Genomic DNA, 12,341 nt, shown 5'->3' on the forward strand with positions numbered 1-12,341 from the left:
GTCACAAACAAGATTTATCTGTGCACTAAAATGTTTATCTTTTTGCTAAAATTGCCGCTCGGGCTTCTTTTCTATCATCAAAATCATGAACAACATCGCCAATAATCTGATATGTCTCATGCCCTTTACCTGCAATCAAAATGACATCATCTTGTTTCGCCATTTCAACCGCATAAGTAATCGCTTCATGACGTGCTTCTTTTACAGTATAATTCGCGCCTCGAACACCTGTTAACATGTCTTCGATAATTTGCGTTGGGTTTTCCGTCCTCGGATTATCGGAAGTGAATATAGGGTCGGTCGCATATTTCACAGCAATTTGAGCCATCAATGGACGCTTACCTTTATCCCGATCGCCACCACAACCAACGACAACAAAAATTCGACCTTTAGCAAATTCGCCAACCGTTTTCAAGACATTTTCTAGGCCATCTGGTGTGTGGGCGTAATCAACAATAACTGGGAACTGCTGGCCTGCATCAACTAATTCAAAACGTCCAGCTACGCCAGTTACTTTTTCGAGGGAAGCAATGATGTCTGTTATCGTGTTTGGCGCCTCTTCTGTCGCATACACTGCACCAATGGCAGCAAGCGCGTTATAGACGTTGAATTTGCCGATAAGCTGTAATTGTACTGGGAAGGTTTCGCCTCTAAACTGAAGATCGAATCGTGTTCCTTTACTGCTGATTTCGATATTGGCCGCTCGAAAAGTCGCCGCCTTATCAATGCCGTACGTTAGGACATGGGCGCTTGTTGCTTCCATCATGAAGTCCGCGTATGCGTCATCTTTATTAATAATCGCCGTCTTTGTTTTACCGTTGTATTGATTACCTAATTGGGCGAAAAGTAAGCTTTTAGCATGGGCGTATTCTTCCATCGTGTTGTGGTAGTCCAGATGATCTTGTGACAAGTTCGTATACACCGCCACATCGTAGTCAGAGCCGTATACGCGTCCTTGTACAAGCGCATGCGATGACACTTCCATGACTGCCGTTGTTACTTTTGCATCACGCATTTGTCGGAACGTTTTTTGCAATGTCAAGCTGTCTGGTGTGGTGTTTTTCGTTTCCAAAATTTCTGTCCCAATCTTGCGATACATCGTGCCAATAAGTCCTGTTGTTGCACCGTAGTCTGCCAAAATGAATTCGATAAGGTGGCTCACCGTTGTTTTTCCGTTCGTTCCGGTGATGCCAATCAAATTCATTTCTGCTGTCGGGTCCTCGTAAAGCGTAGCAGCAAGCCTTGCCATCGCTCGTTTGCCATCCTGTACTAAAACAATTGGCACCGCAACGTCTAACATGCGTTCAGCCACAATCACCGTCGCACCACTCGCTACCGCCTTCTGCGCATAGTCGTGACCGTCCACAACTTCACCATCCACACAAATAAATAGCGTTCCAGCCTGCACTTGCCGGCTATCTTGTTCGATGTTCTTTATTTCCATATGTAGCGTATTTTCGTCGGCCTGTGCGAGCTGACAATACGGAATCGCTCGTAATAACTTCTCTAATTCCATCATGAACTTCCCTTCCTTTGCCTCAACGCCAAAAAACGATAGCACCACCTTCTTAAAAAATCCAAAAGGGTGTATCAAACCTACTTTGTGTGGCTGGCAAATCTTCTTCTACTATATTAGCAAAAACACGCAACGAATACAATGCGTAGGACACAAAAAACACGTTGTATAAAATAAGCGCGCCCTGCAAAAAAATCATAGAGCGCGCACTATTTTCTATTGCTAATTTAATAATGCGTTTAGTCCAGTCGCCTCTTCTACAGAAGTGTCTGTGGAGTCTTTTTTGCTCTCACCAGCAACCGGTGCTTTATTGAAGTTTGGTATTTTGTCTGGCGTTGCTAACGTGATTGTGATTTTGGACTTATCGTTAATGACGGATCCTGCCGAAGCGCTCTGTTTTAGAACATAGCCACTCCCAGTGACATCAAAAGGTACACCAGTGATTTCCGAAACTTTTAAGACATCGTTTTTCGCCCAGTCACGCATGTCTGGAATCGTCATATCGCCTTCTGTCATTAGAATAACACGCTGCCCCTCTAAAATTCTCTCTCCTGGTTGTGGCAGTTGTTGTACGATTTTCTTCCCATTTCCAATCACGACTGGCACTAGTTTTTTAGCCGTCAACTCTTTCTTGACTTCTTCTGGTGTTTTGCCTGTCACGCTGTCCATAGTCGCCGTTTTTAATTTTGCCGTATCAGCGGATTTGATATTTAAATATTGTAGGCTATTTTTCATTACTGGGTTAAAAACTTCCGAGACAGCCTTGCCTCCTGTTTCACTACCAGATAATTGCGGTTGTTGCATCGTCACATACATCACAAGCTCCGGATCGTTTGCTGGCGCCATTCCCATGAAGGAGAAAATATAATTATTGTTTCCCGTCATGTAGCCGCCACCCTTCGGATTTGGGATTTGCGATGTACCTGTTTTCCCTGCAATGTCGTAGCCTTCAATCGCGTACAACTTCCCGGTTCCAACTTCACCAGTGATAACATTGCGTAGTTCTTCGCGTGTTTTTTTTGCTGTCGTAGCACTAATTGGTTGCCCCGTTACAGCTGGTTTTGTCTCAACAGTCTCGCCTGTGTTCGGATTGACAATTTTTGATACCACGTATGGCCGCTTCATCTTGCCATCACTCGCAATCGCTGTCGCACCTTGCAACATTTGCATCATCGAAACCGTCGTACCCTGACCAAACACGGTTGTTACCTGTTCGATTTTATGGTCATACAAAATCTTTCCAGACGCTTCATCTGGCAAATCGATACCTGTTTTTTTGCCAAAGCCAAAGTTTTGCAAGTACGTTTTGAATTTGTCAGGCCCCATACCCGCAAGCAACTTCGCGAATGCAACATTACTTGAACGCTCCACACCTTCGCGGTACGTAATGGAGCCCCAACCAACACCAGCGTTATGGTCATGAATTGGAATATTACCAACATTGTATGTTCCCGATTGGTAATAAGCATTTGGGTTGTAAACGCCAAGATCAATTGCCGATGCTAACGAGAAGATTTTCATAACTGATCCTGGTTCATACGTTGTTTCCACAGGCAAGTCCGCCCATTCTTTCGATAATCCTTCTTTTGTCGTCGGATTAAATGTATCACGCTGACTCATCGCCAAAATTTCACCCGTTTTCGGATTCATTACGACCGCCATCATATTTTTCGGATTGTATTTCGCATCTACCGTATTTAGCGTGTCCTCCAAGAATGTCTGGATTTTCTTATCAAGCGTCAAGTATATATTGCTACCGTCTTGCGCTTTTTCAACCGCACTTTTCGTATTCGGCAAAATATAACCATATTTATCCGCATCATAATTTATTTTTCCGTTCTTACCAGTCAAAATCGAATTATACGCCTTTTCAATTCCCATCTTGCCGATTAACTTAGTCACGCCATCCTTACCTTCTTCTTGCTGCGCGTAACCAACTAGATGCGATGCAAAAACACCATTCGGATAAAACCGCTGCGCTTGTTTTGTGAAAATGAGACCCGGCAATTTCTCCGCCTCAATCTTATCTTTCACTTCCGCAGATAAGTTCTTCCCAGCTTTCCCAAATTCGACTTGGAATAAATCTTTTGTTTTTAATTTCTTCAAAACATCGGCTTCTTTTAATGACAAGTATTTTGCTAATACTTTCGCTGTTTTTTCCTTATCCACCACGTGATGAGGCGTTTTTGTACCTTGCGATTGTTTCGGATCAAGAACTGCCGCTAATGTATAAGAAGCAGTGTCTTTTGCAATCACTTCGCCCTTTTGATCTAAAATAGAGCCGCGATTTGCTTCAATGACACTGCTTCGTAAATGCTGTTGCGCCGCCTTGGCAGCAAGAGGAACGCCATTGACATCGCCAACGACTTGCATGTAAAAGAAGCGTCCGATAACCGACAGAAAAATAACGCCAAAGATGATAAATAAGACCAGGGCTCCTCTTCGCATGTTTCCTACTCTTTTTTTCATTTGCCTTCCACTACTTTCACATTATCTGGATCAAGTTTCAAACCAAGTTCTTTCGCTTTTTGCCATACACGTTCGTAGCGGCTAAGATCTGCCACTTCAGAAGACAAATCTTCGTTTGCTTTCACTTGCTTGTCAACATTTGTTTGTTGCTCTTGAATACTTTGGTTCACACTATATATTTGCGCTTGTACACTAATGATTTTAAAAGCAAATACCGCAATCACAACAACAAAAATCGAAACAATCAACTTCTCGCCTAGCGTTATTCTGCCACGCTTTAAAATCTCTTTTTTAGGTTGTGGTTGGGGAGCTTCTCTATGTACGCGTTTTGGTTCTGCGTTTGTTTTGTAGGCTACATTATTACTCATTTACGTCACTCCTAAATATTACGTTCTACCACTCTAAGCTTTGCTGACCTCGCACGGTTGTTTTCTGCAAGTTCTTTCTCGGATGGAAGAATCGGTTTTCTTGTTACTAGCTTCATTTTTGGCTTATATTCATCTGGAATAATCGGCAACCCTGGCGGCAGTTCTGGACCTTTTGCTTGTTCGGTAAAAATTTGCTTCGTGATGCGATCTTCTAATGAGTGGAAAGTGATGACACTGATTCGTCCGCCTGGTTTTAGTAACTCCATCGCGTCTTTCAGAGAATCTTCCACCGCACCTAACTCATCGTTCACAGCAATTCGAATCGCCTGAAAAACGCGTTTGGCAGGATGTCCACCTTTCCTTCTAGCTGGTGCAGGAATCGCAGCTTTAATGCAATCTACCAACTCACCTGTCGTCTCGATTGGTGCTACTTCACGTCTGCGTTCAATCTCGCGCGCTACTTGCTTGGAAAACTTCTCTTCACCATATCGGAAGAAGATACGAACCAAGTCTTCGTACGGCCAATCATTCACAACATCTCGTGCTGTTAGCGGCGCGTCTTGATCCATGCGCATATCTAGCGGCGCGTCTTGATGATAACTAAACCCGCGTTCCCGCTCATCTAGTTGCGGCGATGACACACCTAAATCATATAAGATGCCATCCACCTCTGTTACACCAACTTCTAGTAATGCTTCTTTAATATATCTAAAGTTGCTTTTGATAAACGTCACTTGTCCTGCATAATCACTCAATCGCTCTTTGGCATGTGCTAGCGCTTTGCTATCTTGATCAAATGCAAATAAATGCCCTGATTCCGAAAGCTGACTCAGCAAATACGCACTATGCCCCGCACCACCTAACGTACAGTCGACATACACACCATCCGGCTTTATATTCAGATTATCCACGGTTTCCTTTAATAAAACTGTTTCATGTTGGAACATGGTTGTTGCCCTCCTTTTAAATATCAAAGCCAATCATATTTTCGGCAATATCAGCAAATGATTCCTGCGCATCATCATAGAACGCATCCCATTCCGACTTACTCCAAATTTCAATACGACTCGCGACCCCGACAATCACTGTTTCCTTCTCAAGTGCTGCATAGCTCGTAAGGTTCGACGGAATATTCATCCGCCCCTGCTTATCAAGCTCACACTCTGACGCCCCTGAAAAGAAAAACCGAGTAAAAGAACGAGCATCCTTTTTAGTTAGTGGGAGTGTCTGGATTTTCTCTTCTACTTTCTTCCACTCATCAAGCGGATAAGCGAAAAGACATTTATCAAGCCCTCGGGTGATGACAAATTGATCCCCTAATTGTTCACGGAACTTCGATGGTACAATTAAACGACCCTTTATATCAATGTTATGTTGATATTCGCCCATGAACATAGTCCATCCCCACTTTCTTATTTTCTACTTTACCACAACTCCCCACTTCACACCACCCAAAACTAAAAAAATGCAAAAAAAAATATAAATCAGGTCCTGGATAACCCACTAGAACCCCTGCTATATCAATGTTTTTCAAAAAGTGGTGACAAGGTGGGAGGAAATGAATCGAATGAAAAAAATACTACAACTTTTCTGCAATTTAAGCGTCAATTAATGTGGAGTTTATTTTCATGTGCAATAATATGTATGAAAGGAGGAATAAGGATGCGAAAATGGCTATTATCAACGTTAGCACTCCTCATTCTGACACTCACTGCCTGCTCGTCAAGCGCAAACATACCCCCACCAAAAGAAGAAGCGAAAAAACAAGAAGTGGAGGAAAAATCAGTGGCAAATAATAACGAATTAAATCAAGACTTACTACAAGCGATCGCGACACAAAATACAACAGCAATCAAAACCCTTCTCGAACAAGGTGCCAAAGTCGATGTAGTTAATAACAAAGGCGAGAGCGGCTTACTCGTCGCAACACACCATAACAACATCGAAATGGCGCAACTTTTCTTAGATCACGGTGCCAATGTGAACTTACAAGACCGCATACAAGATAGCCCATTTCTTTATGCTGGCGCAGAAGGACGCACAGAAATTCTCAAGCGTATTTTATCACACCACCCAGACTATACATTAACCAATCGCTACGGCGGCACAGCACTGATTCCCGCTGCTGAAAAAGGCCATTTGGCAAACGTCGAACTTCTATTAAAAGAAAAAACGATTGATGTGAACCATATTAACAAACCCGGCTGGACAGCACTTTTAGAAGCCATCGTCTTATCAAACGGCGGCAAAACGCAACAGCACATCGTTCAAGCCCTGCTAGAAAACGGTGCTGATCCTAATATTTCTGATGCAAACGGCGTCACCCCACTAGCCCATGCGAAACGACACGGCTATAAGGCCATCGCAGATTTATTAATATCACACGGTGCCAAATAGCACAAAAGAGACATCTACCATTTTTCTGTGGTAAATGTCTCTTTCATTATAACTCTTGCTTCACACTGACCGTTTTTGGCTTAAGAGCTATTGACGTTAGCATAATTCCAACGGCACCGCACAGCAAGATAAACACGCCCATCCCATACTTCCCAATGTACGGCGCGAAAATTAAACTCCCAGCACCGATTAATTTTCCAATTTGAAATACAAAGCCGTTAAATGCCATATACGTCCCGCGCATTCGCTCATCCACAATGTCTGCCAAAATCGTCTGACGCGTTGGCACATAGAGCAATTCCCCAACCGATAATACGACTGTCGCACCAAATAATACCCAAATACTATCCGTCACCGCACAAATGGCAAACCCAATCGCAAAAAGACCAAATCCTACATACATCCATTTTTGCAACTCACGATGGCGAATCCATTTTGCAAATGGTGCTGTGAACAAGACAATCATCAACGTATTCACAAGCGTCAACACGCTAAGCAATTTTATACCGTCAAAAAATATATCCGAAAAACCGAATAGAGAATACAAACCTGGCGGAAAAACATCGGCCAGCCGAACAGAAATAAAGTTATTCCGCTGAAACTCAATCGATAACACCGCAATGCCACCAAGCGTAAAAAGTAAAAAACGAAAATCATACATAATTTTCCGATAACTTCGCAGCAAACTTTTCAAACCAATCGTATCTGTCGCCTGTATCGTACTGAAATCAAGCGTTTCTGAAATCAAAGCAATCGTCAGCCAAGTTGTAATTAACGAAAGCACTAGCAATGCAATCAACATTTCAAATAAATAGCTTTGGAAGAGCCAACCACCAATGACAACGCCAATCGTAACCGACAAATTATTCGCCCAGTAATTAATCGAATACATAAACGCCCTGACCTCGCGCGTGCTAACATCAATCAACATCGCATCACTTGCTGGAACCGCCATGCCTTGTGAAACGGCAATAAGCAGCAATGCTAAAAATGTAATCCAAGGTGAAGCAAACAACGGCGAATTCACCAAAAGCATTACCGCAAAGCCAACAACCTTCATCCATTCGCCCCAAACCATCAGCTTGCGTCGTCCGATATGATCCGCTAAATGCCCTCCATAAATACTAGCTACAAACTGAACTACAATATTGAGCATCAACAAAATACCTGCAATCCCCACATTAATCTCTTTCGAAAAATAGATTGCCATAAACGGAAAAATCATTGAACTGGCTAACTTACTTAAAAACGAAATCGCAATCCGCGCTTTAATGTTCGGGTGTAACTCTTTAAACATTGACTTCACCTCCTAAACATAGTATAACTAGTTTTAAAAAGAGGAAAAAGGGATACTTATAATTTTTTTTGTCCCCTTTTAGTGTTAGGAGGTTATTCCAATGCAAGATATGCAGTACTACGAAATGCGCGCGTTTTTATTCGAGCGACAAACAGCGAACAGTGTTCCTTTTATGTTACAGCAGCTCGCCGATTTGTGGAAATGCAGCACGAAAAATGCGAAACGTAAGCTAAAGCAATATCAGGCGCAATCTTTGTGTGTCTATGAACCCGGAATTGGGCGTGGCAACATGTCGAAGCTTACTTTCTCGCAAGACTTCCAAGACGAAATCGATCAATTTATTCGTATCGCAGTAGAACAGGAAAACTTAGATAAATTGCTCATTTTGCTACAACTCAATATTCCGCGCGACTGGTTTAATGCCGTTTCAAGCCAAATCAACGAACTTTTCGGTCTGCAAAGTAAAGACAATGACCAAGACGTACTTCGCTCCATCATCGCCCGCCCATTCAGCGTTTTAGACCCGTTGCATACCGCCATCAATATGGAAAGTTCCTTGCTGACCCAACTCGGCGATCCGCTCGTCCAATTCGACGCTACGAATCAAACAATAAAACCGTGCATCTCGCACTACTGGACATCCGAGAACAATCATACTACGTGGACATTCTACTTACGAAAAGGCATCCGCTTCCATCACGGCCGCACCTTAACGAGCCAAGACGTCCAACACACTCTTGAAAAAGCGATGCAAAAAGGCACCGTGGCTTACTGGCAACTAAACGATATCCAACAAATCGAACGCCCATCCAATTACAAAATTACAATCCAACTTCGTAAACCTAATCCATTTTTTATCCGCTACCTTTGTTTAGGCGCCCTCGTCATTTTACCGTATGATGTTCCTTTTGATGAATATAAATGGGTTAGTACCGGTGCTTTCAAAATCGTCGAACGAACACCAAAAAAGCTCGTACTAGAAGCCTTTGATAATTATTTCCTAGAACGGCCACTGCTTGATCGGATTGAATTTTGGCTCGTTGAAAATCAGCGAAGACCGATGGCAGTCATTACGCACCTTGGTAACGAAGAAAGCGAGGACTACACCGACTATGCCGCAAAAGACTATGGTGTCAATATCATCACCTTCCATTTCGAACATTGTCTATTCGCACGCCACCCCGCTTTTCGCGAAGCTATGTTTCACGCTTTAAATCCAAAAGATATGTTACAAGCATTGGAAGACATCGAAAACGTCGAAGCCTCCAGCTACTTCATCCGGAACTCCAAACCCCAACAACGAGACCAGCGCAAAATCAAAACCCTATTAAAAAAAGCAAACTATAACGGCGAACCGCTACAATTTGCTGTCTTCTCACACGTAAAAACAGTCCAACAAGGAAAATGGCTCGTCGCACACGCCGCCAAATTCGGCATTCAACTCCAATTGCGTATTATTGATTTAAGCTCCCAATTTTACGATAAAATGTTGTTCGATGACATCGATATGAGCATGGGTGGCGATGTTCCGTCTTATGACATCGAAGTAGCCTTCATGGACTTTTATAGCAATCCAAATTTAGCACCACAACGCTATTTAGCCAAAGAGGACCTCGCGCATATCGAGACATTGCTGCAACAAGCAAGACAATTCAAAAATCAGAAAGACCGTTACGCCGTATATGACCAAGTCGAAAGCTACATCCGCGATAATCACTTGCTCTTATTCATGGAACACATCACCAAACACCAACAAATTCATTCCATGATTCAAACCGAAGAAAAACATCTCTACGGCCACCTCAATTTCAAATCATTGTGGATCAAATAAACCTCACAAAACGAGAAAAATACTTTTGATAATGCCATAAACGAACAATAACAAATACAAAATTGCAAACGTAAAGAAACAAATGCGCCAGTAACCACGAATTACTTTGCGAAAATTAATTTCTCCTTGCGACTTCGCGTACAGCGCTACAAAGGCAATTCCCACCAAGAATAACAACAATAAAATATACAACAAAAACGAGCGATCAAACAAAATAATCATGAAGAAATGCACCGCCAAAATCAGGAAAAACGTCGTCACATCCGCACTTCGTTTCACCGCTTTTGGCGTTCTTTTCGTCATGTATTGCGTCACCATAAATGTTATCGTAAAAATAAGCACAGGCGCCACAATAACAAGCGCCGTCACATTCGTCAACCAATTCACTGTAAGTACTCTCCTTCTAGCCCTTTCACTTGAGCATATAAAATCTCCGAAATCAGCGCGTCCTTCCCTTGCTGTTTCCCCAAACGAATCACTGTCCCTAAAATGCTATCAATCTCCGTTCGCCGCTTCTCCATCACATCCGTCGCCATCGAAGAATAATTCATCGCCGTAGCCTCGCAAACCCCAGTTAGCCGTTCAAGCCACTGCTCATCACGCATCAACACATCCGCAACCTCGCGACCAAATTTTTCAAATAACCCATAAAAAAATACATTATGTATCAACGCACCATTGCGCACGCCCAAAACAGCCGTCAGCGAATTCACCACAGCATTTATTAGTAGCTTATCATACAACATCGCTTCAAAATCAGACTTTTCGACAAAAGGAAACCCGGTTTGTCCCGTCAAGAAATCACGCAATCCAGCCTCCAAATTGCCACGAAAAACTGCCCAATTCGTCCGTCCTACACCACGCCATTCCACACTAGCTCCGTCCAATTTTCCAGCCCCATGTTCACAAGTTCCGACCAAAATCGTCTCATGCCCTAAGCTCTCCAACCACTCCAAGTGCCCAATTCCATTTTGCAAAAACAACAGCGGCATCTGCGTCGGAATCTCCCGAACCATCTCCGCCAAATCCGGCAACTGATACGACTTCACCGTGAAAATCACCAAATCAAGCGTCTCAAAATCCGCCTCTTGAACTGGCATTGCTTGGACAGAAACACGTGCCTCACATCCATCCTGAATTACCGTAACACCACCACGCGCGCTAATCAAATCCGCCTGTTCCACAGTACGCGTATACACTTTCGCACTTAACAACCCAGCATACAAAAGCCCCAAAGCACCCGCACCAATAATACCAATCCTGTAAGCCACAAGCTTCACCTCTTCCCAATCACGATATATCTATTCTAACAAACTGCCCTCTATTTTGCATTTTTTAATGAACTTAATAGAAAAAAGTTAAACCACCCGACCATTTAATTATTTTTGGGTAAGACGAAAAATCCTGCTTCACACCAATTGAGCGCTTGTCGCCGAGTTACTACGCTTATGATCTACACCCCTAGGAAAAACAAAAAACCAGAAGATCCATGGCATCTTCTGGTTTTTTATTTGACAGACGTACGTATCGCCTGTTTGTTCACGCAATTAGTTGCTTTCTACTACTTCTTTACCGTTATATTGACCACATTCAGGACAAACACGGTGAGAAAGTTTGTACTCGCCACAATTCGGGCATTCTACCATACCAGGCACTTGTAATTTGAAGTGCGTACGACGCTTGCGTTTTTTTTGTTTTGGATGTTCTTCTAAAAGGTACTGCCATTTCCATACACCTCCTTCGTGATATAACGGATATCTCCATTAATCACAATCCATTTAAGAAAATCTCTTCTCTTAAAATATATTCCAGCTCTTAGAATTAGTCCTCTTTCTTATCAAAGAAATCAGCTAATCCCGCAAGACGAGGATCAACTTTTGGTTCTTCTTGTATTGCTTGTTGCTCCAGTTCTTCTTCTGTTATGACATTCCAATCCTTACCTTCTGACAACGCATTTTCTACATTATCGCTGTAAACTTGCATCGGAATTTCTAACAAAAGCAGTTCTTCCACTACTGGCAACGCATCAATCTTGTCACCATCCATCATGTGGTGCATTTCATCGAGCACGTTCTCCTCTTTATCCACATACGTTTCCACCGATTCGATATGATATGGATAAATAACATCTTCAAATGTTCTCGCACACGGCAATGTAAAAGTTCCATCCAAAACGAGGCGAATCACAACACTATCTTGACGAACCGCAATATCTCCAGTTACCCGCACAAGACTTGCATCTCTGACATCATGATTATGTTCCTTCAAGTAAGTCGTTACATCCATTTCTTGTTCCAAAGGTATCCTTTTGCCACGATATTTCTGTAGCTGAATTAATGACCATTTCATAGTTTATCACTCCAAGCGCAACAAAAAATATTATAGACTTTTCTAAGCCTTTTGTCAATCCCTATTTCTCTAACGAACTATGTTATCATGCGCGATTTTGTGGTATGGTATAGA

11 protein-coding genes and 1 pseudogene are annotated in these 12,341 nt (G+C 42.7%); 2 read left to right on the top strand and 10 right to left on the bottom strand.

The annotated features are described in order from the left end of the window. Window positions 1-34 precede the first annotated feature (34 nt). The 5 genes from PRIP_RS09535 to mraZ form a co-directional block, all read right to left on the bottom strand. A complete protein-coding gene (locus tag PRIP_RS09535) occupies window positions 35-1,516 on the bottom strand; it encodes a UDP-N-acetylmuramoyl-L-alanyl-D-glutamate--2,6-diaminopimelate ligase (protein ID WP_036101038.1) in 1,482 nt (493 codons plus the stop codon). Between the two features lie 222 nt (window positions 1,517-1,738). Continuing rightward, window positions 1,739-3,985, bottom strand: coding sequence for a penicillin-binding protein (locus PRIP_RS09540; RefSeq protein WP_036100983.1), 2,247 nt, complete (start codon window positions 3,983-3,985; stop codon window positions 1,739-1,741). After that, window positions 3,982-4,353, bottom strand: a complete 372-nt coding sequence (ftsL, locus tag PRIP_RS09545; RefSeq protein ID WP_036100984.1) for a cell division protein FtsL — start codon at window positions 4,351-4,353, stop codon at window positions 3,982-3,984. The genes PRIP_RS09540 and ftsL overlap by 4 nt, the downstream gene beginning before the upstream one ends. Before the next feature lie 11 nt (window positions 4,354-4,364). Beyond that, complete coding sequence (gene rsmH, locus PRIP_RS09550; RefSeq protein WP_036100985.1) at window positions 4,365-5,300, bottom strand: 16S rRNA (cytosine(1402)-N(4))-methyltransferase RsmH; 936 nt, start codon at window positions 5,298-5,300, stop codon at window positions 4,365-4,367. A gap of 16 nt (window positions 5,301-5,316) precedes the next feature. Next, on the bottom strand, window positions 5,317-5,748 hold the full coding sequence (mraZ, locus tag PRIP_RS09555; protein WP_036085917.1) for a division/cell wall cluster transcriptional repressor MraZ: 432 nt from the start codon (window positions 5,746-5,748) through the stop codon (window positions 5,317-5,319). A gap of 267 nt (window positions 5,749-6,015) precedes the next feature. On the opposite strand from mraZ, the gene PRIP_RS09560 reads away from it, so the two are divergent. After that, window positions 6,016-6,750, top strand: coding sequence for an ankyrin repeat domain-containing protein (locus tag PRIP_RS09560; protein WP_173400782.1), 735 nt, complete (start codon window positions 6,016-6,018; stop codon window positions 6,748-6,750). Between the two features lie 46 nt (window positions 6,751-6,796). Here PRIP_RS09560 and PRIP_RS09565 read toward each other — a convergent pair whose 3' ends face one another. Then, complete coding sequence (locus PRIP_RS09565; RefSeq protein ID WP_036100986.1) at window positions 6,797-8,047, bottom strand: MDR family MFS transporter; 1,251 nt, start codon at window positions 8,045-8,047, stop codon at window positions 6,797-6,799. 100 nt (window positions 8,048-8,147) lie between these two features. Here PRIP_RS09565 and PRIP_RS09570 point away from each other — a divergent pair, with 100 nt between their 5' ends. After that, a complete protein-coding gene (locus PRIP_RS09570; protein WP_077912972.1) occupies window positions 8,148-9,878 on the top strand; it encodes an ABC transporter substrate-binding protein in 1,731 nt (576 codons plus the stop codon). 3 nt (window positions 9,879-9,881) lie between these two features. On the opposite strand, the gene PRIP_RS09575 is transcribed toward PRIP_RS09570, so the two are convergent. The 4 genes and pseudogenes from PRIP_RS09575 to PRIP_RS09585 all read right to left on the bottom strand — a co-directional run bounded on the left by PRIP_RS09575 (window position 9,882) and on the right by PRIP_RS09585 (window position 12,227). Beyond that, window positions 9,882-10,265 carry a DUF3397 domain-containing protein gene (locus PRIP_RS09575; RefSeq protein WP_036100987.1) on the bottom strand — a complete coding sequence of 128 codons (384 nt, stop codon included), beginning with the start codon at window positions 10,263-10,265 and terminating at the stop codon, window positions 9,882-9,884. Next, window positions 10,262-11,149 carry a 2-dehydropantoate 2-reductase gene (locus tag PRIP_RS09580; RefSeq protein ID WP_036100988.1) on the bottom strand — a complete coding sequence of 296 codons (888 nt, stop codon included), beginning with the start codon at window positions 11,147-11,149 and terminating at the stop codon, window positions 10,262-10,264. Before PRIP_RS09580 ends, PRIP_RS09575 begins: the two co-directional genes overlap by 4 nt. 276 nt (window positions 11,150-11,425) lie before the next feature. Beyond that, window positions 11,426-11,603 (bottom strand): annotated as a pseudogene (gene rpmF, locus PRIP_RS16770) (50S ribosomal protein L32). A 96-nt stretch (window positions 11,604-11,699) separates the two neighbouring features. Beyond that, window positions 11,700-12,227: a YceD family protein gene (locus tag PRIP_RS09585; RefSeq protein WP_036100989.1), complete on the bottom strand. Its 528-nt coding sequence runs from the start codon at window positions 12,225-12,227 to the stop codon at window positions 11,700-11,702. Window positions 12,228-12,341: the final 114 nt, after the last annotated feature.

The organism is Paenilisteria riparia FSL S10-1204 (assembly GCF_000525995.1).
Classification (GTDB): Bacteria; Bacillota; Bacilli; order Lactobacillales; family Listeriaceae; genus Listeria_A; species Listeria_A riparia.

Coding starts and splice junctions, on each gene's coding strand:
- PRIP_RS09535 (WP_036101038.1), bottom strand. CDS start 1,516: ATGGAATTAGAGAAGTTATTACGAGCGATTCCGTATTGTCAGCTCGCA.
- PRIP_RS09540 (WP_036100983.1), bottom strand. CDS start 3,985: ATGAAAAAAAGAGTAGGAAACATGCGAAGAGGAGCCCTGGTCTTATTT.
- ftsL (WP_036100984.1), bottom strand. CDS start 4,353: ATGAGTAATAATGTAGCCTACAAAACAAACGCAGAACCAAAACGCGTA.
- rsmH (WP_036100985.1), bottom strand. CDS start 5,300: ATGTTCCAACATGAAACAGTTTTATTAAAGGAAACCGTGGATAATCTG.
- mraZ (WP_036085917.1), bottom strand. CDS start 5,748: ATGTTCATGGGCGAATATCAACATAACATTGATATAAAGGGTCGTTTA.
- PRIP_RS09560 (WP_173400782.1), top strand. CDS start 6,016: ATGCGAAAATGGCTATTATCAACGTTAGCACTCCTCATTCTGACACTC.
- PRIP_RS09565 (WP_036100986.1), bottom strand. CDS start 8,047: ATGTTTAAAGAGTTACACCCGAACATTAAAGCGCGGATTGCGATTTCG.
- PRIP_RS09570 (WP_077912972.1), top strand. CDS start 8,148: ATGCAAGATATGCAGTACTACGAAATGCGCGCGTTTTTATTCGAGCGA.
- PRIP_RS09585 (WP_036100989.1), bottom strand. CDS start 12,227: ATGAAATGGTCATTAATTCAGCTACAGAAATATCGTGGCAAAAGGATA.